The 26,474-nt window shown below is 47.6% G+C and carries 33 protein-coding genes and 1 tRNA gene; 26 read left to right on the top strand and 8 right to left on the bottom strand.

Going from position 1 to position 26,474, the window contains the following annotated elements; translation table 11 throughout:
• Positions 1–10 precede the first annotated feature (10 nt).
• The 10 genes from nrdR (at position 11) to GUA87_RS08725 (ending at position 7,694) form a co-directional block, all read left to right on the top strand.
• On the top strand, positions 11–487 hold the full coding sequence (gene nrdR, locus GUA87_RS08680; protein WP_193716166.1) for a transcriptional regulator NrdR: 477 nt from the start codon (positions 11–13) through the stop codon (positions 485–487).
• On the top strand, positions 453–1,580 hold the full coding sequence (ribD, locus tag GUA87_RS08685; RefSeq protein ID WP_227711812.1) for a bifunctional diaminohydroxyphosphoribosylaminopyrimidine deaminase/5-amino-6-(5-phosphoribosylamino)uracil reductase RibD: 1,128 nt from the start codon (positions 453–455) through the stop codon (positions 1,578–1,580). The genes nrdR and ribD overlap by 35 nt, the downstream gene beginning before the upstream one ends.
• 3 nt (positions 1,581–1,583) lie before the next feature.
• The gene (locus tag GUA87_RS08690; protein WP_193716167.1) at positions 1,584–2,174 is read left to right on the top strand and encodes a riboflavin synthase; all 591 of its coding nucleotides are present in this window, start codon (positions 1,584–1,586) and stop codon (positions 2,172–2,174) included.
• A 1-nt stretch (position 2,175) separates the two neighbouring features.
• On the top strand, positions 2,176–3,288 hold the full coding sequence (gene ribB / locus GUA87_RS08695; protein WP_193716168.1) for a 3,4-dihydroxy-2-butanone-4-phosphate synthase: 1,113 nt from the start codon (positions 2,176–2,178) through the stop codon (positions 3,286–3,288).
• Between the two features lie 6 nt (positions 3,289–3,294).
• A complete protein-coding gene (locus GUA87_RS08700) occupies positions 3,295–3,756 on the top strand; it encodes a 6,7-dimethyl-8-ribityllumazine synthase (protein ID WP_193716169.1) in 462 nt (153 codons plus the stop codon).
• The gene (gene nusB, locus GUA87_RS08705; RefSeq protein WP_193716170.1) at positions 3,753–4,235 is read left to right on the top strand and encodes a transcription antitermination factor NusB; all 483 of its coding nucleotides are present in this window, start codon (positions 3,753–3,755) and stop codon (positions 4,233–4,235) included. The genes GUA87_RS08700 and nusB overlap by 4 nt, the downstream gene beginning before the upstream one ends.
• A 2-nt stretch (positions 4,236–4,237) precedes the next feature.
• Positions 4,238–5,230: a thiamine-phosphate kinase gene (thiL, locus tag GUA87_RS08710; RefSeq protein ID WP_193716171.1), complete on the top strand. Its 993-nt coding sequence runs from the start codon at positions 4,238–4,240 to the stop codon at positions 5,228–5,230.
• A gap of 122 nt (positions 5,231–5,352) precedes the next feature.
• Entirely contained in the window at positions 5,353–5,913 is a 561-nt protein-coding gene (locus GUA87_RS08715) for a DUF4865 family protein (RefSeq protein ID WP_193716172.1), read from the top strand.
• 86 nt (positions 5,914–5,999) lie between these two features.
• The gene (locus tag GUA87_RS08720) at positions 6,000–6,449 is read left to right on the top strand and encodes a flagellar basal body-associated FliL family protein (RefSeq protein ID WP_193716173.1); all 450 of its coding nucleotides are present in this window, start codon (positions 6,000–6,002) and stop codon (positions 6,447–6,449) included.
• Positions 6,450–6,497: 48 nt separating this feature from the next.
• Complete coding sequence (locus GUA87_RS08725; RefSeq protein ID WP_193716174.1) at positions 6,498–7,694, top strand: MFS transporter; 1,197 nt, start codon at positions 6,498–6,500, stop codon at positions 7,692–7,694.
• 67 nt (positions 7,695–7,761) lie between these two features.
• Here the strand turns inward: GUA87_RS08725 and ppa are convergent, their stop codons facing one another.
• Positions 7,762–8,295: an inorganic diphosphatase gene (ppa, locus tag GUA87_RS08730; protein WP_193716175.1), complete on the bottom strand. Its 534-nt coding sequence runs from the start codon at positions 8,293–8,295 to the stop codon at positions 7,762–7,764.
• A 500-nt stretch (positions 8,296–8,795) separates the two neighbouring features.
• Between ppa and GUA87_RS08735 the strand changes: the two genes are divergently transcribed.
• Together GUA87_RS08735 and GUA87_RS08740 are read left to right on the top strand one after the other, a co-directional pair.
• Positions 8,796–10,901 carry a sodium-translocating pyrophosphatase gene (locus GUA87_RS08735; RefSeq protein ID WP_193716176.1) on the top strand — a complete coding sequence of 702 codons (2,106 nt, stop codon included), beginning with the start codon at positions 8,796–8,798 and terminating at the stop codon, positions 10,899–10,901.
• Between the two features lie 105 nt (positions 10,902–11,006).
• A complete protein-coding gene (locus GUA87_RS08740; protein WP_193716177.1) occupies positions 11,007–11,426 on the top strand; it encodes a GFA family protein in 420 nt (139 codons plus the stop codon).
• Positions 11,427–11,429: 3 nt separating this feature from the next.
• On the opposite strand, the gene GUA87_RS08745 is transcribed toward GUA87_RS08740, so the two are convergent.
• The gene (locus tag GUA87_RS08745; RefSeq protein ID WP_193716178.1) at positions 11,430–11,876 is read right to left on the bottom strand and encodes an outer membrane protein assembly factor BamE; all 447 of its coding nucleotides are present in this window, start codon (positions 11,874–11,876) and stop codon (positions 11,430–11,432) included.
• Between the two features lie 192 nt (positions 11,877–12,068).
• Here GUA87_RS08745 and GUA87_RS08750 point away from each other — a divergent pair, with 192 nt between their 5' ends.
• The 11 genes from GUA87_RS08750 (at position 12,069) to GUA87_RS08800 (ending at position 20,381) form a co-directional block, all read left to right on the top strand.
• Positions 12,069–12,608: a ubiquinol-cytochrome C chaperone family protein gene (locus GUA87_RS08750; RefSeq protein ID WP_193716179.1), complete on the top strand. Its 540-nt coding sequence runs from the start codon at positions 12,069–12,071 to the stop codon at positions 12,606–12,608.
• Positions 12,609–12,804: 196 nt separating this feature from the next.
• Positions 12,805–13,371, top strand: coding sequence for a DUF177 domain-containing protein (locus tag GUA87_RS08755; RefSeq protein WP_193716180.1), 567 nt, complete (start codon positions 12,805–12,807; stop codon positions 13,369–13,371).
• A 67-nt stretch (positions 13,372–13,438) separates the two neighbouring features.
• Positions 13,439–13,624 (top strand): 50S ribosomal protein L32, encoded by a 186-nt coding sequence (gene rpmF / locus GUA87_RS08760; protein WP_193716181.1) that lies wholly within the window; start codon positions 13,439–13,441, stop codon positions 13,622–13,624.
• Positions 13,625–13,663: 39 nt separating this feature from the next.
• Complete coding sequence (gene plsX / locus GUA87_RS08765) at positions 13,664–14,773, top strand: phosphate acyltransferase PlsX (protein WP_193716182.1); 1,110 nt, start codon at positions 13,664–13,666, stop codon at positions 14,771–14,773.
• 41 nt (positions 14,774–14,814) lie between these two features.
• Positions 14,815–15,786, top strand: coding sequence for a beta-ketoacyl-ACP synthase III (locus GUA87_RS08770; RefSeq protein WP_193716183.1), 972 nt, complete (start codon positions 14,815–14,817; stop codon positions 15,784–15,786).
• 204 nt (positions 15,787–15,990) lie between these two features.
• Positions 15,991–16,296, top strand: coding sequence for an integration host factor subunit alpha (locus tag GUA87_RS08775; RefSeq protein ID WP_193716184.1), 306 nt, complete (start codon positions 15,991–15,993; stop codon positions 16,294–16,296).
• A gap of 19 nt (positions 16,297–16,315) precedes the next feature.
• Positions 16,316–16,807, top strand: a complete 492-nt coding sequence (locus GUA87_RS08780) for a MerR family transcriptional regulator (RefSeq protein WP_193716185.1) — start codon at positions 16,316–16,318, stop codon at positions 16,805–16,807.
• Positions 16,808–16,919: 112 nt separating this feature from the next.
• Positions 16,920–16,996 (top strand) — tRNA-Pro (locus GUA87_RS08785).
• Positions 16,997–17,153: 157 nt separating this feature from the next.
• Positions 17,154–18,428 carry a hypothetical protein gene (locus tag GUA87_RS08790; RefSeq protein ID WP_193716186.1) on the top strand — a complete coding sequence of 425 codons (1,275 nt, stop codon included), beginning with the start codon at positions 17,154–17,156 and terminating at the stop codon, positions 18,426–18,428.
• A gap of 136 nt (positions 18,429–18,564) precedes the next feature.
• Positions 18,565–19,257: a TetR/AcrR family transcriptional regulator gene (locus tag GUA87_RS08795; protein WP_193716187.1), complete on the top strand. Its 693-nt coding sequence runs from the start codon at positions 18,565–18,567 to the stop codon at positions 19,255–19,257.
• A 92-nt stretch (positions 19,258–19,349) separates the two neighbouring features.
• Entirely contained in the window at positions 19,350–20,381 is a 1,032-nt protein-coding gene (locus GUA87_RS08800; RefSeq protein ID WP_193716188.1) for a COX15/CtaA family protein, read from the top strand.
• Between the two features lie 41 nt (positions 20,382–20,422).
• Here the strand turns inward: GUA87_RS08800 and GUA87_RS08805 are convergent, their stop codons facing one another.
• Genes GUA87_RS08805 through GUA87_RS08815 form a run of 3 tightly spaced genes read right to left on the bottom strand, consistent with a single transcriptional unit; the run spans position 20,423 to position 22,146 of the window.
• Positions 20,423–20,914 carry a hypothetical protein gene (locus GUA87_RS08805; RefSeq protein WP_193716189.1) on the bottom strand — a complete coding sequence of 164 codons (492 nt, stop codon included), beginning with the start codon at positions 20,912–20,914 and terminating at the stop codon, positions 20,423–20,425.
• Between the two features lie 46 nt (positions 20,915–20,960).
• Positions 20,961–21,749: a CsgG/HfaB family protein gene (locus GUA87_RS08810; protein ID WP_193716190.1), complete on the bottom strand. Its 789-nt coding sequence runs from the start codon at positions 21,747–21,749 to the stop codon at positions 20,961–20,963.
• Positions 21,742–22,146: a hypothetical protein gene (locus GUA87_RS08815; protein WP_193716191.1), complete on the bottom strand. Its 405-nt coding sequence runs from the start codon at positions 22,144–22,146 to the stop codon at positions 21,742–21,744. The genes GUA87_RS08810 and GUA87_RS08815 overlap by 8 nt, the downstream gene beginning before the upstream one ends.
• Before the next feature lie 111 nt (positions 22,147–22,257).
• Between GUA87_RS08815 and GUA87_RS08820 the strand changes: the two genes are divergently transcribed.
• On the top strand, positions 22,258–22,638 hold the full coding sequence (locus tag GUA87_RS08820; protein ID WP_193716192.1) for a VOC family protein: 381 nt from the start codon (positions 22,258–22,260) through the stop codon (positions 22,636–22,638).
• 3 nt (positions 22,639–22,641) lie between these two features.
• Here GUA87_RS08820 and GUA87_RS08825 read toward each other — a convergent pair whose 3' ends face one another.
• The 3 genes from GUA87_RS08825 to GUA87_RS08835 are packed head-to-tail and all read right to left on the bottom strand — an operon-like array spanning position 22,642 to position 25,231.
• The gene (locus tag GUA87_RS08825; RefSeq protein WP_193716193.1) at positions 22,642–23,922 is read right to left on the bottom strand and encodes an O-acetylhomoserine aminocarboxypropyltransferase; all 1,281 of its coding nucleotides are present in this window, start codon (positions 23,920–23,922) and stop codon (positions 22,642–22,644) included.
• A complete protein-coding gene (locus GUA87_RS08830; RefSeq protein ID WP_193716194.1) occupies positions 23,909–24,412 on the bottom strand; it encodes a CoA-binding protein in 504 nt (167 codons plus the stop codon). The genes GUA87_RS08825 and GUA87_RS08830 overlap by 14 nt, the downstream gene beginning before the upstream one ends.
• A 12-nt stretch (positions 24,413–24,424) precedes the next feature.
• On the bottom strand, positions 24,425–25,231 hold the full coding sequence (locus GUA87_RS08835; RefSeq protein WP_193716195.1) for an enoyl-CoA hydratase: 807 nt from the start codon (positions 25,229–25,231) through the stop codon (positions 24,425–24,427).
• A gap of 173 nt (positions 25,232–25,404) precedes the next feature.
• On the opposite strand from GUA87_RS08835, the gene GUA87_RS08840 reads away from it, so the two are divergent.
• Both GUA87_RS08840 and rplM read left to right on the top strand, forming a co-directional pair.
• Positions 25,405–25,824, top strand: a complete 420-nt coding sequence (locus GUA87_RS08840; RefSeq protein WP_193716196.1) for a PaaI family thioesterase — start codon at positions 25,405–25,407, stop codon at positions 25,822–25,824.
• 185 nt (positions 25,825–26,009) lie between these two features.
• On the top strand, positions 26,010–26,474 hold the full coding sequence (rplM, locus tag GUA87_RS08845; RefSeq protein ID WP_193716197.1) for a 50S ribosomal protein L13: 465 nt from the start codon (positions 26,010–26,012) through the stop codon (positions 26,472–26,474).

Here is a 26,474-nt window from a genome sequence, read left to right on the forward strand (position 1 = left end):
GAGTTGCTGAATGCGTTGCCCGTTCTGTAATAGTGAAGAGACACAAGTAAAAGATAGTCGTCCGACGGAAGAAAATACGGCTATTCGTCGTCGGCGATCATGTGCGGCCTGTGGCGCACGTTTTACCACTTTTGAACGGGTACAACTTCGGGAACTCACCGTTGTTAAAAAAGATGGTTCCCGCAGTCCTTTTGAGCGTGAAAAACTGGAACGCTCTATCACCATAGCGACCCGTAAACGTCCTGTCGATCTGGAGCAGATCAACCAGATGATCAGTGGCATTGTTCGCCAGCTTGAAAGCCGGGGAGAGCAAGAGGTTAATTCCGACACAATTGGTGAACTTGTGATGGAAGGGCTAGCCAATATCGACAGTGTCGCCTATGTTCGTTTCGCATCGGTTTACCGGGAATTCCGGGAAGCCAAGGATTTTGAAGAGTTTATCGGCGAACTTCATGGTGATGTCACCTCAGGATCGGGATCTCACTGATCAGAAATTCATGAAAATGGCGCTGCAGCTGGCGCGTCGCGGCCTAGGACAGGTAGCGCCAAACCCGGCTGTTGGCTGTCTTATTGTTAAAGATAACCTTGTCGTAGGTCGGGGACACACACAGGTTGGTGGTCGTCCCCATGCGGAAGTTGTTGCGCTTTCAGAGGCTGGCGACCATGCTAAAGGGGCGACGGCATATGTTACGCTGGAGCCCTGTTCCCATCACGGTAAAACCCCCCCATGTGCAGAGGCCCTGATCAACGCAGGCGTGGCGCGTGTGGTAGTTGCCATGGGAGATCCAGATGAGCGAGTCGATGGTGATGGCGTTGAAATGCTGCGTGATGCGGGAGTTGAGGTGACCGTTGGTGTGCTTCAGAAGCAAGCACTTGAAAACAACCTGGGTTTTGTCCTTAACCGAACCATATCCCGACCAAAGGTGATGCTGAAAACCGCAACAACACTGGACGGAAAAATTGCGACCCATACAGGAAATAGCCAATGGATCACGGGCCCAGATGCACGCCGGTTTGGGCATATGTTGCGGGCAAAAAATGATGCGATCATGGTCGGAATTGGTACTGTTCTGGCGGATGACCCGCGGCTTGATTGCCGAATCCCGGGGCTTGAGAACAGGTCGCCTATCCGCATTGTTGCTGATACCCGCCTTCGGCTGCCACTGACCAGTGAGCTTGTCAAAACCGCGAATGAGATCCCCGTTTGGGTGCTGACTTTAAAAGGAAATGCGCCGGAACGTATTGATGCACTTGAAGATCTGGGCGTCAAGGTGATTGAACTTTGCGCAGGTGAAAGCGGATATCCCGATATGTCGGAGGCGTTAAATGTCCTTTCTGAAGCAGGGATAACACGATTGCTTGTGGAAGGAGGTTCCCATCTGCAGGCATCATTGGTAAAAGAAGACCTCGTTGATGAACTTTATTGGTTCCGCGCGTCCAAATTGGTCGGCGGTGATGGTATTTCTGTATTGCAGTCATTGGGGCTGGATTTAATTGCGGATGCCGTATCAATGAAATTGGCAGATCATCGCCAGTTGGGTGATGATCGCTTGGAAATTTATAACTTTCGAACAGAGTAAGCGATGTTTACTGGAATTATCACAGATGTGGGGAGCATCCTCTCCCTTGAACAGAGTGGCGACACAAAAATAAAAATCAAAACAGCCTTTGAGACCTCTGGCATCGACATTGGCGCTTCTATCGCTTGTTCAGGTGTTTGCTTGACGGTAACGGACAAGGGAGATGACTGGTTTGCTGTTGAAGCATCAGCCGAGACACTTTCTTGTACGAACCTTGGTAACTGGAAAGAGGGAAGTGCCGTAAATCTGGAACGCGCCCTTAAAATGGGGGATGAGCTTGGCGGTCACGTGGTAACCGGTCATGTGGATGCGGTTATTTCTGTCAAAGAAATGGAAACTATTGGCGATTCCACGAAAGTGACATTCTCACTTCCTACCGATTACGCAGGTTTTGTCGCCCAAAAAGGATCGGTTACACTGGACGGTATTTCACTCACCGTGAACTCTGTTGGGGATGATTTTTTTACTGTGAATCTGATTTCCCATACCAAAGGCAATACAACTTTCCAAGGCCTTCAGGTTGGACAATTCATCAATATGGAAATTGATGTCCTGGCCCGCTATGTGTCACGTATGAATGAGGTAAATAATTAAAATGAGCTATAAAGAACACCTCGCGACAACCGAAGAAATCATTGAAGATGCCCGCAATGGCAAGATGATCGTACTTGTGGATGCGGAAGATCGTGAAAATGAAGGCGATCTTGTTATTCCTGCGCAAATGGCGACACCGGAAGTGATTAACTTCATGGCAAAATATGGTCGTGGTCTGATTTGTCTTTCCATGACAGAAGAGCGCATTGAAGAGCTGGACCTGCCGTTAATGGCGCAGTCCAATGCGTCCCGTCTGCATACAAATTTCACGATTTCTATTGAAGCTCGTGAAGGCGTTACAACAGGTATTTCTGCAGCTGACCGCGCACAAACTATTGCGGTTGCTATCGACCCCGACAAAGGCGCAATGGATATTGTAAGCCCGGGCCACGTTTTCCCACTTGTCGCCCGTGAAGGCGGTGTTCTGCGCCGTGCAGGCCATACGGAAGCTGCCGTTGATTTGGCGCGCCTTGCTGGCCTACGCCCCTCAGGTGTTATCTGTGAGATTATGAATGATGACGGCACAATGGCGCGTCTGCCTGATCTCATTGAATTTGCCAAAGAGCATGATCTGAAAGTGGGCACGATTGCTGACCTGATCGAATATCGCCGTCGCCATGACAGCCTGATTGAGCGGGAAATCGAAACAGATATTTCCAGCCTTTACGGTGGCGACTGGAAAATGATCGTGTATTGCAACAAGCCTGAATATGCCGAGCATGTTGCTTTGGTAAAAGGGGACATCAATACAGATGAGCCCATTATGGTACGTATGCATGCCATGAACCCGCTGGGTGATGTGCTGGGTGAGACGGATGAAAATCCAACCATGCTGCAAGATGCCATGAGCCAGATTGATGAAGAAGGGCGCGGTATTGTTGTGTTGATCCGGGAGCCACGTCCGATGGCGCTTTCTGATCGCGTTCGCAAAAAACTGGGCGAGCCGCAGAAAACACCTCAGGAATTGCGTGATTATGGTATTGGTGCGCAGATTTTGCTTGATCTTGGGGTCAAAAAAATGGTCCTTCTGTCAAACACTGAACGTAATATTGTCGGCCTTGATGGATATGGCCTGTCCGTTAGCGAGACGCGCGCTATCAAGCCGAAAGGATAACCTTTTATGGAAGACACCAAAGTACTGATCATTGAAGCGGATTTTTACCGCGATATTTCGGACGCGTTGCTTGAAGGCGCTGTTGAAGTTCTGAACAAGGCTGGCGTGGACTATGAAGTGGTTCAGGTGCCAGGCTGTCTTGAAATCCCGGCGGCAATCCGTTTTGCCATGAAGGCAATGGAGTTTACTGGTGGGCTTCGCCGTTTTGATGCCTATGTGGCACTTGGCTGCGTGATCCGCGGTGAAACGTCCCACTATGACACCGTGTCTGAAGAAAGTGCCCGTGCTTTGATGGACCTTAGTACTGATTACAGTCTGGCAATCGGTAATGGCATTATCACTTGTGAAAATGATGCGCAAGCGTGGGCCCGTGCCAAGAAGGATGAGAAAAACAAAGGTGGCGGTGCTGCTGAAGCAGCGCTTCACATGTTGAACCTTAAGCAGAAATTTGGACTATTCCCACGATGAGCTATAAATCCGAAAAACGCGGAGATAAGCACAGTCGCAGAACACTGGCCCGCCTTAACGCCGTTCAAGCCTACTATCAGAAAAGCATGGATGACAGTAGTGCCGGGGAAGTGGTCGATCAGTTTATGGCTCACCGTATTGGTGCCGAAATTGATGGTCTTCAGTTCAAAGATGCGGACAAGAACTTGTTCAAGGATTTGGTAATTGGCACCGATGAACGCCTAGTTGAGATTGACGAGAAGATCAACGCAGTTCTGGATAAAGAACGTTCCATGGAGAAGCTGGACCTCATCATGCAGGCCTGCCTTCGTGTGGCTGTCTATGAACTCCTTGCGCGTATCGACACAAAAGCCGTTGTGATCATCACGGAATATGTCGGTCTTGCGCGGACATTCTTCACAGGTAAAGAGCCCACTTTTGTAAATGGTGTTCTTGATCGGTTGGCACGGGAAATTCGCGAAGGCGAGTTCAGCGACTGATTATGTCAAATGTAAAGCACGGCGGGCAAGAGTTTGAAATCATTGAAAAATGTTTTCGCCCGCTTGCTTCATCTGCCGCAGGGGCCTTTGACTTAACAGACGATGCGGCTGTGTTCTCGGTGCCCAGCGGCAAAGAAGTCGTCGTTACAAAAGACGCTATGGTTGAAGGCGTCCATTTTCTATCTGATGATAACCCTGCAAATATTTCCAGAAAACTGTTACGCACAAACCTTTCTGATATAGCCGCAATGGGCGGGCGTCCCTTTGGGTATCTGCTTGCGACTTCCTGGAATGATAACACTACCTTTGAATGGGTACAGTTTTTTGCGGAAGGGCTTGCCCTGGATCAGAAGAAATATGGTGTTTCATTGCTGGGCGGTGATACCGTCAAAAGCTCTGGACCCTTGACCTTCAGTTTGACGCTTATGGGATATGTGCCAAAAGGGAAGGCGCTTAGACGAAATGGTGCCCGCGCGGGCGATCTCATTTGTGTTTCAGGCACCATTGGTGACGGAGCCTTGGGCTTGAAAGCTGCCTTGGAGGAATTGCCAAAACTGTCTGATAGACAGCGCGCATGGTTGGATGGGCGATATCGACTACCAACACCGCGGAACATCTTGGGACCGCGACTACTTGGCAAGGCCAGTGCGTGTATCGATATATCGGATGGGTTATTGGCGGATCTTGGCCATATATGCAAGCAATCAAAAGTGGGTGCGGAGATACAAAGATCCGCAATCCCTCTCTCTGATGCCGCAAAAGCGCTTGTTGAGACTGACGAATCCTATTGGCAGGATATCCTGGCCGGTGGGGATGACTATGAGTTGCTATTTACACTCCCCCCCGAAAAGGCTGATGAAATACAAAGATTGTCCAATGAGTGCGGTGTGCCGATCTGCCAAATTGGTCTTCTGGGTGAGGGCGAAGATATTATCGTGCGAGATTCCGCCGGTCAGCCTATGGAATTTGCCAATCGCGGTTGGCAACATCTTTGAATTTTAGACAAATTTTATGATCTCTGCCTGTAGCGCATGAGTGCTATGCATTTCTGACAGTTGTCATATTGTCTGCCTTTTGGAAAACTGCGCCAACATTTATGGCTGATTGGGAGAGCTGTATGCTCGCGATGCAATACTCTGTAAGATTGCCAGAGGAGTTTGACCTAGATAAGGTCTATGAACGAGTGGCAACACGTGGCCCAATGTTTAAGGGCCATCCTGGGTTAAAGCACAAGTTCTATCTTTATGATCACGAAGAGCATATCTACGCTCCCATGTATATATGGGAAAATAGTGCGTCCGCACGTGAATTTCTGATGAATCAGCTATTCTCTGATGTTGTTCAGGATTTTGGCCGTCCGCGTGTCAGAAGCTGGCAAATTCTGGAATTTGATTATGGCCCTTCAGCTCTTGAAGGAAGTTGCATGATTGCGGAAATGGACAAAGTTTGTGATCAGAACAAGTTGATCGATGTCCGTAGTCGCGAAAAGGATCTACACAATCAAATGATCAAGGAAGAAGGCCTGTTCGCCAACATGGTTCTTTTGGATCCTGATCGTTGGGAAATTGCAAGATGTAGCCTTTGGTCCAAGAAAGACCATGGATATGCAGCTAAGGCAGATTGCGTATTTGATTATGAGGTCATTCCTGAAAAAACTCTGGTCTCAGGGGCCGCTTGATACCTAATTTTGGGTCTTTGTAAACCATTCTGAAAGCCTTCCTGGTTTAAGAAGTAAATCAGTTTCTTAATTCAGGGCGGAATGGAATGTTCGAAAAATTTGCTAAACGGGCGCTTGCAGTAACTGTTTTGTGTCTGGGGTTACTGTCACTGACCTCCTTTTATGGGAGTGTATCTTATGCGGCCGGTGGCGGGGGTGGTGAAGAAGTTCCAGAAGAGGGACCTTTCTATCAGGAAATGGATCCTTTAAGTGTTCCTATCCGTCGGAAAAGCGGAAGTATCAAGTATCACATGTTCTTGGTGACCAGTCTGGAATTTGATGAAAAAGATAAGAAAGAAAAGTCTCGCAAACTTATGCCACGTATTCGCGATGCTTTTATTCAGGATTTAAGCGGCCGGTCTGTTATGCATAAGGACAAAAGTCGTGGCTTGGACTTTGAGCAAATTAAAAGTCGGTTGTTAAAACAGTCGAAAAAAGTCCTTGGAAAAAACGCACCTTCTGCGATCCATGTGGTAAAGGTGTTCAAAGGTACCTAATTGTAGCAGCGCATTAACCCGCTTCTACATACTTGGAGGAGCGGTGAGTTGAAAGATAGACGTACCAAGTTGAGTATTTTGTTTATGGCCGGCGCACAGGCCATGTTGAACAGTACGACTTCCATTCTCATTAGTTCCGCGTCATTCGCTGCCTTGTTATTACTCGGTGAAGATAAGACTCTGGCGACGTTACCGGCAACCGCTGTAGTGACCGGCACTGCCTTGGCCACAATTCCGGCTTCCTATTTTATGAAAAAAGCTGGGCGTAAACCTGGGTTTATATTCGGAATATTGCTTGGCATTATGGGGGCGGCCATTGCAGCATATTCGATCTACTATGGTAGTTTTGTCGGCTTTACGATCGGTGCGATGATTGTTGGTACCTGTACCGCATTCGGTAACTATTACCGTTTTGCCGCGGTTGATGTAGCGGGCCCAGAATATAGAAGTAAAGCAGTTTCTTATGTAATGGCGGGTGGGCTCGTCGCAGGTTTCATCGGGCCGCAGATTGCCAGCAATACGAAAGAGCTGTTTCTGCCATATCTTTATCTAGGGCCGTATCTTGCGATTATTGCCCTCGGTGTCTTGGCCCTTTTCTTCGTGAGTCAGGTTAAAATTCCCAAAATGGAAGAAAGCCATTTTGACGATGAACCGCGCCCGTTGATGGAAATCCTGAAGCAACCAACAGCTATTCTCGCGATCTTAAGTGCGATGATTGGTTACGCTGGCATGAGTTTTGTAATGATTGCAACACCTCTCGCGATCATTGGTTGTGGATTGTTAGACGAAGATAGCTTCAACGTGATCAGCTGGCACGTGGTTGCCATGTTTGGTCCAAGCTTCTTTACCGGGTCTCTCATTGCGCGCTATGGGGATTACAAGATCATTATGATCGGCGCATTGCTTGGTGTTGCTTGTGTGTTTGTTGCCTTGTCAGGAGTTGCTTTTTCCAATTTCTGGGTGGCGCTTGTTCTGCTTGGCGTGTCCTGGAACTTCATGTTCGTTGGCGGGACGACGCTTTTGACGACAACATATCGCCCGTCGGAAACGGCGAAGGTGCAAGGCTTTAACGATTTCCTTGTATTCGGTACTGTTGCCACCGCATCTTTATCCGCAGGTATTTTGCAGCAGACATACGGCTGGGATGTCGTGAACTACTCTGTTCTGCCATTCTTTATTCTGGTTGTGGTCATTGCTTTTGCAAAAATTATGGGCGGTAAGAAAGAAGTCGCTGCTGCTGAATAAATGAAATTCAAGCACAAAAAAGGCCGCTGAAATTCAGCGGCCTTTTTTATTGGTATATCTGAGAGGTTTAGCCGAGGATGGCACCTTCAACCAGAGATTTCTTGATCATGCCTGCAGCTTCTTCTGCATCGCCCCAGCGTACGATCTTTACCCATTTATCTTTTTCCAGATCTTTATAGTGCTCGAAGAAGTGAGCGATCTGGTCGAGAAGAACATCACGAAGATCTGAGTAGTTCTCTACGTTTGAGTAATATGGGTGCAGTTTATCAACTGGAACCGCCAGAATTTTCTCATCCTGACCAGCTTCATCTTCCATAATCAGCACGCCAACTGGACGGGCGCGGATAACAGCACCTGGCACCACAGGAATAGGGCCTGCAACCAATACATCTACTGGATCGCCATCGTCAGACAGTGTGTGCGGAATGAAGCCGTAGTTGCATGGGTAGAACATGGCTGTGTGGAGGAAACGGTCCACAAACATTGCACCGGATTCTTTGTCTACTTCGTATTTGACAGGGACACCGCCGATTGGAATTTCAATGATGACGTTGACGTCATTCGGGAAATCTTTACCCGCAGAAATTTTGGAAATATCCATACTATGCAAGCTCCTTGAAAAGGCTTCGTAATTGAGTTGCGTTCGCTTAGCATGTTCTGGGCCGAGATGCTATATAGGAATGTAAAAAAACATCCGATATCCCTCAAAAAAACTAACATTTGAATAGTTTTGAACTTAAGAAAAACATAAATAATAAAAAACTAAAATAAATAACAATTTCATCAACTATACTTGTTTTTTGATGTACAAGTATTTGACTATTTAATTCAAGAATATATCTATTCTAAATATTACTTATTTTATATTTATAAATATAAAAACAAAATCATCAGAAAGTATTGTGTAATTAAAAAAATAAATATCTAAATATAGACACTTTCAATTTAATACACACAAAGTATTGCGGTTATTTTATTTATCTGTCATTCTCGTATTACCGTCGATTTACATGTTAATTATAGTTTGGATTATGGACATTTTGCATATTTAAAATAACAGACAGATCAGCATGATCTGCCAGAAATGTGGGGTAGGGTCTGATGTCAGAATTGTTGTGGATTCCCTTAGTCTGTGGATTTGTGGCGTTGGTATATGGTGTGTATGCGGGCCGGTCAGTATTGGCGGCTGATGCAGGTACCGAAAGAATGCAAGAAATTTCAGGTGCCATTCAAGAAGGTGCGACTGCGTATCTCAATCGACAATATTTAACTATCGCAGTGGTGGGGGTTGTCATCTTCGCCCTCTTATGGGTGCTTCTTTCCCTTCTTGTTGCAATAGGGTTTTTAATTGGCGCGGTTCTTTCTGGTGCCGCTGGTTTCATTGGCATGAATGTGTCGGTTCGCGCAAATGTGAGAACCGCAGCTGGAGCTGCAAAGGGTCTAAAAGAGGGGTTGGAAATATCGTTCAAAGCTGGCGCTGTTACAGGAATGTTAGTCGTAGGTCTCGCATTGCTGGCGGTTGCCGGATACTACAGTGCTTTGGTGACAATGGGGGTCGAAGGACGCCCAATGATTGACAGTCTGGTTGGACTTGGTTTCGGTGCTTCGCTCATATCAATCTTCGCAAGGCTTGGTGGAGGTATATTCACAAAAGGTGCCGATGTTGGTGCTGACCTTGTCGGCAAGGTGGAAGCCGGTATCCCAGAAGATGATCCGCGAAACCCGGCCGTTATTGCCGACAATGTTGGTGATAATGTAGGCGACTGTGCGGGGATGGCAGCAGACTTGTTTGAAACCTACGCCGTGACAGTCGTTGCAACGATGGTTTTGGCGTCAATCTACTTTGCTGGTGATCTGGCGCTGATGTCATATCCGCTCATGATTGGTGGGGTTTGTATTCTAGCTTCTGTCGTTGGTACCTTCTTCGTTAAACTGGGCAGCAGCGAAAACATTATGGGGGCCCTCTATAAGGGCTTTGTCGTCACGACTGTGTTGTCGGCAGTACTTCTTTGGCCTATCACAGATTGGATGTTGGGCATGGGTACTGAATACGCCATTAATGGAAAATCCTTCACCGCGGCGAGCTTGTTCTACTGTGGGCTAGTTGGCTTGGTTGTGACGGGTTTACTGATTTGGGTGACAGAGTATTACACCTCTACCAGCTTCCGGCCGGTAAAAAGCATTGCGGCAGCATCTGAAACCGGGCATGGAACGAATGTGATCCAAGGGCTTGCCATTTCAATGGAGGCAACAGCAATTCCTGCGATTATCATCTGTGCGGGTATTTTTATCGCCTATAATATGGCAGCGCTGTTTGGCATCGCCATTGCCGTGACGACGATGCTGGCGCTTGCAGGGATGGTGGTTGCTTTGGACGCCTATGGTCCGGTAACGGATAATGCAGGTGGTATTGCCGAAATGGCGGAAATGGACGAAGAGGTTCGTAAAACCACGGACGCACTTGACGCTGTTGGCAATACAACAAAAGCAGTTACCAAAGGCTATGCTATCGGATCCGCCGGCCTCGGTGCGCTGGTTCTGTTCGCTGCTTACACTGAGGATTTAGCTTTCTTTATCAAGAATGCAACGCCAGATCAGTTCTCTTTCTATCAAGGGGTAACGTTTGATTTTGGTCTTCAAAATCCATTTGTAGTGATCGGTTTGATATTGGGTGGATTATTGCCATACCTGTTCGGAGCTTTGAGCATGATGTCGGTTGGGCGTGCCGCAGGATCTGTGGTGCGTGAAGTGCGGCGTCAATTCAAAGAGCATCCGGGCATTATGGATGGCACTGACAAGCCAAACTACGGTCGTGCCGTTGATATGCTGACAAAAGCTGCGATTAAGGAAATGATTATTCCTTCCTTGTTGCCTTTGCTCGCGCCAATTGTCACTTTCGGTGTTGTGATGGTGATTGCAGATAAATCAGCTGCTTTCTCAACCGTTGGGGCAATGCTTTTGGGGGTTATTATCACGGGCCTGTTTGTTGCCATTTCCATGACAGCGGGCGGCGGTGCCTGGGATAACGCAAAGAAGTATATTGAAGATGGTAATCATGGTGGTAAGGGGACCGATGCTCATGCCGCTGCGGTTACCGGGGATACCGTGGGGGATCCGTATAAAGACACAGCGGGACCTGCGGTTAATCCAATGATTAAAATTACAAATATCATAGCATTGTTGTTGCTTGCCGTACTTGCTCACTGATTTTTGTTTTTCCTCCGAAAAGCCCCTCTGAAATGGGGGGGCTTTTTTTTTGTGCAGTTTTTCTGGTAATTTGGAGAGGGCAACTAGAAAACAGAGGGTGGGGCCATGGATCAGATGATGACAGGTGGATGTGCTTGCGGGGCCATTCGTTTTGAATGTGATGGGGAGCCGATGCATATGGGGAATTGCCACTGCCGCGATTGTCAGCGGGCAACCGGTGGGCCTTATTTCCCAGCAACGATTTATCCTACTGAAAACTTCACCCTTCTTCAGGGGGAACCTAATTGGTTCGAGAAAAAGTCTGATGGGGGAGATACGGTCGGTCGGGCTTTTTGCGGTGAGTGTGGATCACCTATGTTTTTTGTGAATCAGTCTGCTCCGCATATTTATGCGATTTACGCTACCGCATTTGATGATCCAACATTCTATAAGGCGGTTGACGATATTTTTGTATCAAGTGCGCAAGAGTGGAACCCGCGGGACCTAAACATCCCGCAGTTTGAACGAAGTCCCAAACGGTCCTGAATATTACTGTGCTGGGTTGAAGCGACCGAAGTTGCCAAAGATCTGTTCGAAGAAGCCCAGCTCATTACCGCCGGTTGGGGTTGTTCTCTCGACGACTTCAATTTCACGGGCATCGTCTTTGTTGTATGTTTTGATCTCTTTAACGACTTCCTCATCATTAAAGTGAACAACCACAACATTTTGCTCTTTGATGTCTTTTTCCAAAAAGGCGTAATGCTCGGTCTTCTTGCCGATATAGTACCAGGCCTCGCCGGTTTCAGGAAAAGTTGAGATGCTGGAAGGGGAGCCCATCAGTTCCAGAACTTCGTCTTTAGTCGTGCTGCCGCTTTCGACTTTTGCGATTTGTTCCGGATCCATACGATAGCCGCGTTCTTCCTTAACGGGATCGCAAGCAGCGACCGACAGGGTAATCAGGGCACCACAGATCAGGGATTTCGCAAATTTTGTCATTTGTAGAACCAGTTTGTTTCCAGCAAAAGCAGCAAATTACCTGCCGTCATATGTAAAAAGCAGGAGCTTGCTTTTTTAGTGGCAGTCGGACTATAAATGCCACCGAAATAGCCGATATGTCAAATTATTCGCAAATATATATTCGCGACCCTAAATAGTTTGAGTATGGCTTCTCCAAAGAAGAGTTGTTGAATGATTTTAAAAAAGCTGTTTGGCCCCAAGCAGGAAGTGATTTCTGCGGAAAAGATCTACCAGTCCGTCGTCAGTCAGGCGCGGACACCGCAATTCTATTTGGAGGTTGCTGTCCCCGATACGATTGACGGACGATATGAAATGATTGCCCTGCATTGCTTTCTCGTGCTCCGGCGCCTCAAAAAAAGCGGCAGCAAGTTTCAAACCCTCTCGCAGGAGGTGTTCGATCTGATGTTCCAGGATATGGACCAGTCTTTGCGTGAAATCGGGGTCGGGGATTTGGCCGTTGGTAAACGGATCAAGAAAATGGCCGAGGTCTTCTATGGGCGTATCATCGCTTATGAAGAGGCTTTAGAGGGTGGTGAGGAGACCCTTGAAGCAGCATTAGAGCGGAATCACTATGGTACACTTGAAGTGGCGCCGCAGCCTGAAATACTGACGCGTATGGCGGATTATGTTCGTGAAAATGACGCGTTTCTTGCGGCAATTGACGATGCAAAGCTGGAAATAGGAGAGGTTAGCTTCTCTTCCTTGCAATAATTGTTCGTGGATTGAGTGAAAATTGTTCGAATTTTTCCTTCAATTCAATGGGATATCAAATACTTAAATAGAAGATGTAAAACTGATTGACCCGGGGCGGCGAAACGCTTATTTTCGCGCCTTCGAATCTTGCATCCGTTCGGATTGAAGAATACGCGGTACTATCGGGTCAGAATGTTGTGGAAAGGAATGCTCCATGCAGGAAGCCGGAGCTGAGTATGTTCGGGTGATGAAAGTTGAGAAGTTGGGTAGGGAGCCTATTCACTTCACTCTTGAGCCTGATGAAGACCAACGAGCTGATTTGGCTAAACGACTGAATATAGTCGAAATACCGTTTCTGAAAGCCAGTGGTGAACTGGTTCGTCAGGAAAAGAGTAGCCGGATTGAGCTGAGTGCAGAATTTGAAGCGGAAACTGTGCAGTCTTGCGTTTTGACACTTGCGCCTGTCCCGCAGAAAATTGAACAAAGTTTTACGATGTGTTACACATTTAATAGCGCGGATGCGACGCTTGAAGATGCGGAATATGTTGTGGGCCTTGAGGAAGAGGACCTTCCTGAACTGATCGAAAATGGTGAAATCGATGTGGTTCAGGCGGTTGCAGAGCAATTAGCACTTGCACTCGACCCCTATCCTCGGGCAGAAGATGCTGATAAATCTGACAGCGCAAAATATGTGCAGCAGTCAGAAGAGACCAGTGAAGCGGAAGAGCAGGAGACACACAGGCCTTTCGCGAACCTGAAAGAACTAATGGAACGAAAGTAAGTCTGCTTTGCAGGCATATTGAATTAGGTAAGTCACCCCTTGGGGTGCAAGAGTGAGAGATAGAGACATGGCTGTACCTAGAAAGAAAACAACCAAATCCAAACGCAACATGCGTCGTGCACATGATGCACTGACAGGCACTCAGGTTCAGGAATGCCAGAACTGCGGTGAAATGAAGCGTCCACACCACGTTTGTGATTCTTGCGGTTACTATGGTGATCGTGAAGTTGTGGAAGCAGCAGACGTTCTCTAACGTCAACTGTCTGACTGAAATTCAAAACCGGACGCTGGAATGAGCGACAGTATCATAATTGCCTTGGATGCGATGGGAGGGGATGACGCCCCTGATATCGTTATTAAAGGTGTTGATTTGGTGCGCGTTCAATTCCCGAGCGCCCGGTTTTTGCTGTATGGTGATGAAGAAAAACTGAAGCCTTATCTGGATGCGTATCCTGGGGTGAAGGCTGTTTGTGAAGTTCGCCATACGGATCAGGCCATTTCCGGCGAAGACAAGCCAAGCATAGCTTTGCGCAAAGGGCGCAATAGCAGTATGCGGCTTGCCATTGATGCCGTGAAAAATAAAGAAGCCCATGGTGTTGTCTCCGCAGGAAACACGGGTGCTTTAATGGCTATGGCGAAGATTTCTCTTCGTACGCTTCCAGGTATTGATCGTCCGGCTCTTGCCTCCATGCTGCCATCCCCACGCGGGGAAACGGTTATGCTCGATCTTGGGGCAAACACGGAATGTGATGCTGATAACCTGTTCCAGTTTGCCGTCATGGGCGCCGATTTTGCCCGCGCGGTCTTGGGGCGTGTGCCTCCACGTGTAGGTCTTCTTAATGTCGGTAGTGAAGAGCTGAAAGGCAGCGATACCATTAAAGAAGCGGGGGAGCGTCTACGTTCCTTGGAAAATGCCCCTTTTGAATATCACGGCTTTGTTGAAGGTGATGATATTACGCGCGGTGTGGTCGATGTGATTGTTACAGACGGCTTTACAGGAAATGTGGCCCTTAAAACGGCAGAGGGAGCGGTCTCCCTCTACACTAACTTCCTGCAATCTGCTTTCAAATATTCCTTCATGTCCAAGCTGGGATACCTTCTGGCGCGCGGCGGTCTTCGTATCCTGAAAGATCGATTGGATCCTCGTGGATATAACGGGGCGGTTTTCCTCGGGCTAAATGGTGTATGCGTGAAAAGCCACGGCGGAACGGATGCGTTGGGATTTGCCAATGCAATCGCTGTCACGATTGAGATTATTTCCGAACAAATGATCGAAAAAATGATCGCGCACTTTGAGGAATTTGGTGTAGAAACAAAATCTGGCCCTAATTCGGAGGCACCTTCCACGGATACCTCCAAAGATGCCACCGAGAAACCAGCATCAGAGCCTGAGAAAATATAAACATCTAACCGAGTATCTATTGGTTAGGGAATGGGAAGTTTATGCGTCGTTCAATCATTACCGGAACCGGTTCCTACCTACCAGAACGTATTCTCACGAATAAAGAACTGGAAACCATGGTCGACACTACTGATGAGTGGATTGTCGCCCGCTCCGGCATTCGTCAGCGTCACATTGCTGCTGATGGTGAACTGACATCTGATCTGGGGACAGCGGCGGCCAAAAAGGCGCTAGAGGCAGCTGGACTTGAAGCAGATGATATTGATCTGGTTCTGGTGGCCACAGCCACACCAGATGAAACTTTTCCAGCCACAGCAACGGTTATTCAAAAAAACCTTGGTATGTCAGGTGGCTTTGCCTTTGATGTGCAGGCCGTTTGTACGGGGTTTATCTACGCTCTTTCGACTGCTGATAACTTCATCAAATCCGGTCAGATCAACAAAGCCCTCGTGATCGGTGCGGAGACATTCTCCCGCATTATCGATTGGGAAGATCGCACGACTTGCGTTCTGTTCGCAGACGGTGCGGGTGCGATCGTATTGGAAGCCTCTGAAGAGGAGGGGACAAATCAGGATCGTGGTATCCTGACAAACCACCTGCATTCAGATGGAAACAAACACGATCTTCTGTTTGTGGACGGTGGGCCTTCCTCCACTCAGACAACCGGATACCTTCGCATGCAGGGTAAGGAAGTTTTCCGCCATGCGGTGACCAACCTTGCTAACGTGGTTGGTGAAGCCTTGGAAGCCACGGACTTGAAACCAGAAGACATTGATTGGTTGATCCCGCATCAGGCCAACAAACGCATTATTGATGGCACAGGCCGGAAGCTGAAAATGGATCCTTCTAAAGTAGTTGTGACCGTTGATCGCCATGGTAATACATCTGCGGCGTCTGTTCCGCTCGCGTTGGACGAAGCGGTCCGTGACGGCCGGGTTCAAAAAGGGGATCTGTTGCTACTGGAAGCAATGGGTGGTGGATTTACCTGGGGCTCCTCTCTCGTTCGTTTCTAGGGGTGACTACACCCGAATCTATGGATGGTGATTCTCGTCACATCTTTCATGACACCAGTTTTCCACATTCACTTTCAGGGTGATTTGGGAAGTTTTTTACTAAAATCGCGGGTTTAGCGGGCTTTGCTCATAGATTTTCGTCGTTACCGGTTGACGGTATTCGCGTCTGTGATAATCCTTTTAGGACAGGCGTGAGGTGGGAACATGAGCAAAACAACTGTTACAAGAGCGCATCTAGCTGAAGCGTTATATCATCAAATTGGACTTTCGCGGAACGAATCCGCGGAGCATGTGGAAGCAGTTCTGAACGAGATTTCGGATCGTTTGGTCGCAGGTGAGACCGTGAAGATTTCTTCTTTCGGAAGCCTTCAGGTTCGTGAAAAGAACGAACGGGTAGGACGTAACCCGAAAACGGGTGAAGAAGTCCCGATTGAGGCGCGTCGCGTCCTTGTCTTCCGGGCGTCACATGTGCTGAAAGACAAAATCAACGCCGCAAGTCGCGACGACTGATAGAAAGTTATAGGCACACATGGCCGAAGAGGGAAAAGGACCTGCACCTAAAGGGCGCAAGGCGCCGGGTGCATTCCGTACCATTAGTGAAGTATCCACGGAACTTGATGTTCCGCAGCATGTGTTGCGGTTTTGGGAGAGCAAATTCCCTGTCGTTAAACCCTTAAAGCGTGGCGGCGGGCGTCGTTACTATCGTCCCGCTGATGTGGAGCTGGTGCGCGGTATTCGTGACCTGCTTTATACCCATGGCTTTACCATTAAGGGTGCGCAGAAACTGCTGAAAGAGCAGGGCAATAAAATCGAGAATATCGAAGTCCTGAAACGCAGCAATGGTGATCAAGTCGAGACACGAGAGGCACCTGTTCAGCCAACGGTGACAATCAGTATGTCAAAGCCGGAAGGCAGCACCTTTGATGAGGCCTCCGAAGCTGAAATAACAGGATCCTTGCGCGAAGATCTGGAAAGCCTACTGGATGATCTTAAAGCCATGCGGAAAATGCTTCCAAAATAGGACGTTACCGCACCTTCTTTAGATTCTGATAAATTTATCCTCCCATCAAAAGGGACATTGCAATAGCCTTTTATCGGCGGTATAGTTCGCGCCGCCTCACCCCTGTTTTTATCGGGTAGTAGCGCAGCCTGGTAGCGCACTTCACTGGGGGTGAAGGGGTCGTCGGTTCAAATCCGGCCTACCCGACCAATCAAAGCCTCGAAGAGTTCTTCTTCGGGGCTTTTTTGTGTTTGCTAAACACTTAAATGCTGTTTTGATTTGAAGGCGCACCCGAATTAGTTGGGTTTCGATAGAATCAGAAGTAGAGTAAAACTGTGTTTGATAAGTCACCTTCGAGAGATGATAAATGAAGCGATGTGTATTTGCATTTACTGTGAGCCTGGTAATTTCTCTCGTTACGGGATGTAAAACTGGAATCAATTATGTTAAGGCTGAACGTTCTGACGTATTTAATAAAGCATATGAAGAATATGTAGGAAAACTACATAATATTGAAATTGATAACCCTACTTTGTCGTTTGATGGCAGGTTCATGGCGTTTGATTTTCGCCAATTATTAATTAGTAAAGAGGGACCGGGTACGCATACAAACCTTGTTGGGATTTACGATTTTCAAACGAGGAAGTATCAAATAGTTGCCCCATATGGTGAGAAGATAGGTTTTCACTCTCCGAGTTTTAATAAAACTGCCAATAAAATGCTAATGGTGAGCCATTGTTTTGATATCTCTCGGTGTGATGAGAAAATACGTGGCAATCAAATAGTATTATACGATTTGAAAACCAGAAAACTAACTTGGCTGACGTCTTATTTCACTCAAGGAAAGCTGCGTGTAAAATCTAGCAGAAATCATATTACTCCGATTGATTATATGGGGAAAACGGTAGTAAGAGGATATCCAGTATTTGGCCGCGATGAAAAGCAGATCTATTCACTGGTTGGATTGGGACGGGTATTTTCACTTTATTTTCATCAACGGCATCAAGGAGATTCTTCCTTAGTGCTTTTGTCATCCGATGATGTAGAGGGGGCACAATGGAGGGAAGAGCTTCTCATAAATCATCCAGACCAATTAGGACACTTTATCAATGCTGGCCGAATATCTTTTGCCAATAACAATAGATTGATCATATCTGCCGATAGTTTAACCGGTAACGGAAGTAATAATTTAGAAAAAGAAACAATTGATGCCTTTTTTTACAATGCCGAAGCAGATCGGCTTTCAATTGCGTTTGATGAAAATAACTCTCCAATTAATCAAAATAATCTACCGCTAAATCTAAAAACTTGGACAACTCAGCATTCGATTAGCCGTGATGGCAGCCGGATTGCATTTAAAGCTCTAGGTGGGAACAGCGTGTTCTTGCGCGAGAAAGATAATCAAAAGAAAATTCTAGATGGACAAGGCCTCAAAGCAAATACCATTGGGGAGATTCATATGTCAGGTGATGGTAAATGGTTGGTAGCTCTTCCATCAGAAACCAACTCCAAAGAAACTGATTTGCGGTATTTTTGGAGAGTAAATACTGAGAGCCGCCTTGTAGAACGGCTCCCACTAAGAGAACCAATACTAAAACTTATTAATGAAACTTTTCCAAGTAAAATTAATAAACAACATTAGGCCTATTTGCGTTTAAACGGGTGGGTAGAGCAATAATCCAATCCATTAGATTTCGATCAATGAGGTGCCTATACGAATGGGTTATGCCAGTCTTAGATGTTGGAAGGAACGGCTTTAAAAGCTGGGAGAAGGTAGCATGTCTAAGACTGGTAGAGTAGGGCAGGAAACTGCCGAAGTTGGACGTCGTAAACGGGGACGGCCAAAAGGGGCCAAATCGTCTAATGTTGCGGGAGAGGCAACACGGGCAAAACTCGTAGAGATTTCATTGGATTTGTTTTCGCGGCGTGGTTTTTCAGGGGTCAGCATTGGTGCACTAAGTGAAGCGTCCGGCGTAGCTAAGGGATCCATCACCCATCACTACCCAAATAAAAGAAAACTTTACGGCGCTGTTCTTAAAGTCGTTGGAGAAGGTTTGGGTGAGGCCTGTGCGGGTGCATATGATCCCGAGTTGACATTATCCGAACGTCTTAATTGTCTGATGGATGGGGTTCTCAACTGGGCGCGGGAGCATCAGTCGCAAGCGCGGATGATCGCCTATGAACTGCTTGAATTGCCCGAACGTGATGAGCTTCCCAAAAACTGGGTGCTCGGTCAGAATTTGGAACAGACACTCACTTTATTACAGCAAGGTCAGGATCATGGCTTTTTGATTAAGGAATGCTCCGCGGTGACGTTGCTTGAAATGATTTTGGGATTTGCGGTGTTTAACGTCATGCATAAACCGTTTGCGGGTCTAATGATTGAAAATCAGGATCTTGCAAGGCAGCCTGAATTTACATCGGAAGCACGCACATTGCTTTCCCGCGCACTTTATCCAATGGCGGCATAAAGCCTAAAAACCATCTTTAAATAGTGGGGCGTTCCGTATATGGTCGCCTCATGTCTTCTACTGATTACTCTCAAAATTTTGGGGCGGGGAATATGCCTTATGGGGCCGATCTGCCATCAGAAAACCGTCGACGATTAGCGATCTGGCTGATCGTTGTTGCTGCGCTTGTGGTTTCCATGGTGATCTTGGGCGGTGTGACGCGTCTCACCAATTCCGGTCTTTCCATGGTGGAATGGAAACCTGTAACAGGGTGGCTTCCCCCAATTGGGGAGGAGGCGTGGAACGCAGAGTTTGAGAAATACAAAGCCTTCCCCGAATATAAGAAGGTCAATAAAGGCATGTCCCTTGATGAATTTAAAGGCATCTTTGTCTTTGAATACGCTCACCGGGTATTAGGGCGGATCATTGGCCTGGCTTTCTTTGTGCCCATGGTATTTTTTATTCTGACCCGAACCGTGAAAGCGCGCCATATTCCGCGCCTGATTGGATTGCTGATACTGGGCGGTGGTCAAGGTGTTATGGGCTGGGTCATGGTGAAAAGTGGCCTTGTGGACCACCCGGATGTCAGCCATTATCGCCTCACCGCGCATCTATCATTGGCATGCCTGATATTTATGGCGTTGCTTTGGACGGCACTTGATTTGCTCAAAAATGACGAAGAGATAACCCCGCCAAGTGCGTTAAAATCGTTGGCACAAATCGTAATGTGGTTGGTTTTCGTTCAGATTTTAATTGGTGGTTTTGTTGCCGGTCTAAATGCCGGCTTCATCTATAATGAATGGCCCCTGATGGGGGATGGCTTCCTGCCGGAAGAGTTTATGGACCTCACCCCGTGGTACATGAATTTCATGGAAAATATCGCCACCATACAATTTACCCACCGCATCGGCGCATATGTGGTGCTGGCGGCGTCGTTGGTTGCTGTATGGAAAGTAATGAAAGCCGGAAATTTGAAGCAGGTTAAAGCGGCGCGTATGTTGGCTGCAACAGTAATCCTGCAAATTCTGATTGGGATCTGGACTTTGCTTGCTGTTGTGCCTGTGTCCCTGGGCGCACTGCATCAGGCGGGCGGGTTGATGGTGTTGGGTGCATCCGTCTTTTTGCTGCATCGCCTCAGCCGATAAAGAAACGGGGAATAATCCCCGTTTCAGTATCGGATAAGTAATTACTCTGGTTGTTTTTTGAATGTATCAATTAGAAGATGATAGATACGACCTAAAATAATTTCTGTCTGGTCTTCGTTCGTATCAGTATTAATTGTCCCATCTAATTGAACTGAGAGATCAGCATTAATGACTTTCTCCGGGTATTCGAAAGTTGGTGTATATTGGACACCAACATTATAGAAAACTGGTGCAGCTGCCCCATCTTCGCTTCCGTCTTTCTCGTTTGGTGCCTGAAATTCGATTGGTAGGAAGTTCATTGAACGATAGTTCGTTGCCTGAACAGTTGGACCAACGTTAATGGCACCGTAGAAGGCTGCGGAAGATGGCAATAGTGATGGATCTGTCATCACACCATTAATGGAAATATCAGCACTTGTATCACCGTTGGAAATATTGATGCCGAAAGATTTTGAACCTGAATCTGCCTCGGCAAATGCAGTGGAAGACATGGCGATCAGGGCAACAGCGGAAGCAATGATAGCTTTTTTCATATAAATTCTCCTAATAAATTTATTTAAATCAACTACTTGGTAATTCTTATGTGGCTTCAGTTTCCTGAACACCTTCAACCCGATCTACGATGGGTTGGCATTTGGATTCCAGATCTGGCTCAACTTGCTTCAGGATTTCAAACAGGCCGTACTGGAGCATGGAGCGAAGGGAGAGTTGCAATGGTTCGCGGTTGCCGGATCCCAGGTCAAAATCGACCAATGTGGTGCCGAAGAAGCGACCGATTCCAAAGCCCAGCTCTTCTGCAAAAATCTGTTTTGAGATATTCACTGCGCCTACGACCTCGGTGGTGTCTGCACGGGTAAGATGAAGGTCCAATCCGACAAGAGCACGGCTTTGGCGGTAGCGAGGACCGATCCCAGCAACGGTTACTTCCGCTGATGCGCCCGGAATGAAATCAAGGGTGTTGATGGAACCTGTTAGGTAATAGTCCATTGTCCCTGCGGTTCTCAGAGTACGTTTACCCCAGTTTGCTTCGAGAACAACAGGACGTGGATCGCGGCGGTTGAGAACCTTCTCAGCGCCTGCATGAAGCAACATGGTTTGCATCATGTCACCGGCACCTTGGGACACAAATCGGCCTGTGCCGTTCACATCGGTGGAAACCTTGCCCGTTGCATCCACAATCTCGCCCACTGCCCACGCACCGCGCATGGCTTTCTGATCTGCAATACATCCCATCAAATTTTGGTATGGGGTGCTTACTGTCTGGACAGGAGGCCCTTGTTCCAATGAGATATTCTGGGAGGATGTCGCAACACACCCTGTCGCGAAGAGAGGAGCGCTTATGATAAGGCTTGCGAGAAACTTATTCATAACCACCTCCCGTTCCTACATATTTCTTGCAACTTGTATCTTGTGTGGAACTGCTGCTGCCGCTATCGCTGCTGTGCGTAACCTGTTGTGTGGTGCTGCCGCAATTGTATGAGTAAATCACAGCACCATCTGCAACAGTGCTGTCAGTGATCTGAACGTAAGAACCGATGTTCAAATAAGTTGCACTTGATGAATGGTAAATTGGCTTGTCGTAATAACCGTTCTTGGCTTTTAACATTTCGCCAGCAAGGTAAGCGGTGATTTGCCGCTCGTAGGCTGATTTGTTCCCCGGACTGTCAAACCAGACCTGACTTGCGCTGAGGCGTTCCGCTCCCGCAGGGGAGAGGGTTGCTGAATATCCCAGCAACGACATCAATAGAATTTTCGAGAGTTTCACTTTTCAGTCCTCCTGTGTGAGGAGGCAGAGATTGGAAAGGCCCAAATCTTCTTCAATGATTAATGAAGAGTTAATATACTATGATATGGAATCTGGAGGTTTTGGAAGACAATGATAGGTAAATTGGATCATTTGGTGCTAACCGTCGCGGATTTGGAGGCGACAAAGCATTTCTATTGTGATGTGCTCGGGATGACGTTTGAGCCTTTTGGTGAAGGACGGCAAGCCCTTCATTTTGGGGAGCAGAAGATAAACCTTCATATCAAAGGGAAAGAGCTGGAACCCAAAGCTGATGTCGCCCTTCCTGGAACTGCGGATCTCTGTTTTATCATTGACGGGACAATAGAGGGGTGCGCTGCAAAGCTGAAGGAAGGCGGAGTTCCAGTTTTGGAGGGGCCAGTAAAAAGAACGGGTGCGACCGGAACCATTACATCTCTTTATGTAAGAGATCCCGATCGCAACCTTATCGAATTGTCCGTTTACGACAATTGATCATTAGACCTGGGCCAGTGCCTGTTCCAGATCTGCGATAATATCATCCACATTTTCAATACCAATGGACAGACGGACAACGTCAGGGCCTGCACCCGCGGCGATTTGCTGCTCTTCACCCAATTGACGGTGAGTGGTGGATGCCGGGTGGATGATCAGGCTGCGTGTGTCGCCAATGTTGGCAAGGTGGGAAAAAAGATCGACGCTTTCAACAACCTTAACGCCGGCTTCATATCCTCCTTTAACGCCAAATGTCATCACCGCACCACCATGGCCGTCACGCATATATTTCTTGGCAAGAGCATTATACGGATCGTTTGGCAACGCGGCCTGAGATACCCAAGCCACTTTTTCGTGGGATGACAGATATTCAGCTACCTTCAGCGCATTTTCGCTATGCTGCTTCATACGGAGGGGCAGGGTTTCTATACCCGTAACGATCAGAAACGCATTGAACGGAGACAGGGCAGGGCCCAAGTCGCGCAGACCAAGCGCACGGCAGGCAATACCAAAAGCAAGCTCTCCAAATGTCTCATGGAATTTGAGACCGTGGTAAGATGGGTTCGGCTGGCTTAAAGTTGGGAATTTGTTTGATGCGCTCCAGTCAAACTTACCGCTGTCGACGATAAGACCACCAACAGAATTACCATGACCGCCTAAGAACTTCGTTGCGGAATGCAGAACAATATCCGCGCCCCATTCAATCGGGCGACACAGATATGGACTTGCCATGGTGTTGTCTACGATCAGCGGGATACCTGCTTCATGAGCAATTTTGGCAATTGGTTCGATATCGGTTACGACACCGCCTGGGTTCGCCAGGCTTTCGATAAAGATCGCCTTACATTTTGGTGTCAGGGCTTTACGGAAGTTTTCCGGATCGGCAGGATCCACAAAAATGGCATTCCAGTCGAACTTCTTAAAAGACTGACTGAACTGTGTGATGGATCCGCCATATAGACGCGTGGATGCTAGAAACTCATCACCTGGCTCCATCAGTGTGTGAAAGGTGATAAGTTGCGCCGCATGGCCCGACGCCACTGCCAATGCCGTCGCGCCGCCTTCCAATGTAGCAACGCGTTCTTCCAGAACTGCATTTGTAGGGTTCGTCAGTCGGGAATAGATATTTCCGAACGCCTGAAGGTTAAACAGCTCCGCCGCGTGATCGGCATCGTCAAAGACGTAAGATGCTGTTTGATAGATCGGTGTTGTTCTGGCCCCTGTCGTTGGATCCGGTGCTGCCCCTGCATGGATGGAGAGTGTCTCAAATTTAGGTTCGCTCATTGCGTTTCCCCAGTAGTTTATTTCGTTTTGATGAGATGATCCGAGATGTGCCGCCCATATACGCAATTTCCCCCGAAAGGCGACCAAACTCGATTTTTGGGCAGCGGTTCATAACAACCTTCATGCCCGCTTCCTCCGCGTCCCTAGCCGCTTCGGAATGGAATACACCAAGTTGTGTCCAGATCACCTTGGCCTTAATGGCCTTGGCTTCCTCTACAATTCCCGGAATGGCATCGGATGCCCGAAAGCAATCCACCATATCCACAGGATCCTTGATGTCTTTAAGTGAGGCGTAAACTGTCTCTCCCAACAGCTCATTGCCTGCTTTTCCCGGATTAACCGGAATAACGCGATACCCTTTTCGTTTAAGGTATTTCATCACCATGTAAGAGGGGCGCACGACATTGTCGCTTGCTCCCACCACGGCAATGGTTTTTGTTTCGGCCAGAATGTCGCCGATATATTCATCACTGTAATTTTCGTGATCCATCAGACCTGTTTCCTATTCCCCAGTCCATTTGGGATCACGTTTTTCCAGGAAAGCACCGATACCTTCCTGAGCATCATGCGTTTGCATGTTATCGGCCATAACCTCAGATGCGTAGTCGTAGGCATCTTTCAGGGACATTGGCAGTTGCTGATAGAAAGCGGTTTTACCGGTTTTGACTGTAAGCGGTGATTTCGAGGCAATACGCGCGGCAAATTCATGCACGACCGCATCAAGTTCTTCCTCTGCTACAGCGCGGTTGATCAACCCAATACGAGCAGCATGATCGGCGTCTATAAATTCACCGCCCAGAAGCATTTCCATTGCATGCTTAGGCGATACGTTCCGGCTAAGTGCTACCATAGGAGTGGAGCAGAAGAGACCCAGATTAACGCCCGGGGTCGCGAATTTTGACGAAGTGCTGGCAAAGGCAAGATCTGCACTTGCCACCAATTGGCACCCAGCTGCTGTTGCCACGCCATTTACTTTGGCGATCACAGGTTTTGGCAGGTTCACAATCGTCTGCATCATTTGGCTACACTGGTTGAACAGATCCATCATCGCCTGTTTGCGGTGATCACTCATGACTTCTTTCAGGTTGTGACCAGAGCTGAATACGGGCCCATCTGCTTCAAGCACAATGACGGAAACATCCTTGCGCTCTCCAAGTTCCAGCATGTTCTTTTCAATGAGCCCCATCATCTCTGACGACAATGCGTTCCTGGTCTTTGCATCATTAAGTTTAAAAGATGCAATCCTGTCCACGACTGATATCTCGATCAGATTTGGGGTGCCATTTTGCACGGAGGGCTGGGCTGACATGGGAGTTTCCTCTACTTGAACGTATGTTACTTATCGCTACTGCTTTTTCCCCTAGATTACCTGAAAATGGTATATGTGCAATCTTCCGTCGCTTTGCTTTCAAACTTTTCTTGAGATAGAGGAGCCTGTCCAGATATAAAAGGTGTTACACATCTTAATAAGAAAGAAGAAAAATGCCTTTGATGACAGGTGAGGATCTGCTGGAGTTCCAGAAAAGGGAATTCCCGCAAACTGTAGATATGAATATCGTGGTGGATGAGATCAGCGATGAGCATATTTCATTACACATGGAGACAGGAGAGCGACATCTGCGTCCCGGCGGTACTGTGTCTGGCCCCACAATGATGGAATTTGCCGATCTCACTATGTATTTTCTTCTTTTGGCGCAGATCGGTCCAGTTGCGCTCGCCGTGACAACTAACCTGAACATCAATTTTCTGAGGAAACCGGAACCCGGCGTATTGAAGGCAGAGGGTAAGCTGTTGAAATTAGGGCGCTCTTTGGCGGTCGGGGATATTTCAATATATTCTGGAAATATTGAAGGCCCTGTTGCGCATGTAACAACCACTTATTCAATCCCACCAAAACGGTAAAGAGGGGAGAGGATCCTGGAAGTGAAAAGTGCGGTAATATAATACCGCATTCTTAATCTGGTGATTTTATTGCATTTTTTCGTTTGACATGCGGCATAAGTGAATTTATAACCCGCATCAAGTTTGAGGGGCCCTCGTGGTCCCTTTCTTTTGTTTTGGCACGCATAAGCGAAGGCTGAATTTTAATGAAAACCTATTCTGCAAAACCTACTGAGGTTGAAAGCAAATGGCTGATTATCGACGCTGAAGGGCTCGTTCTCGGTCGGCTGGCAACCATCATTGCAAACCGCCTGCGCGGTAAGCATAAACCAATGTACACCCCACATATCGATTGTGGCGACCATGTAGTTGTGATCAACGCTGAGAAGGTTGCACTGACCGGTAAGAAAATGACTGACAAAGTCTTCTACTGGCACACAGGTCATCCAGGCGGTATCAAAAGCCAGACAATGGAAAAACGCCTAGGTGGTGATTATCCGGAGCGTGTTATTGAAAAAGCCGTTCAGCGTATGGTTCCAAAAGGTCCTCTAGGCCGTGCGCAGCTGAAAAAACTGCGTGTCTATGCTGGTTCCGAGCATCCACATGAAGCACAGAAGCCAGAAGTTCTGGACGTTGCTGCCATGAACTCCAAAAACTCAAGGAGCATCTAA

The organism is Sneathiella sp. P13V-1 (assembly GCF_015143595.1).
Lineage (GTDB): Bacteria > Pseudomonadota > Alphaproteobacteria > Sneathiellales > Sneathiellaceae > Sneathiella.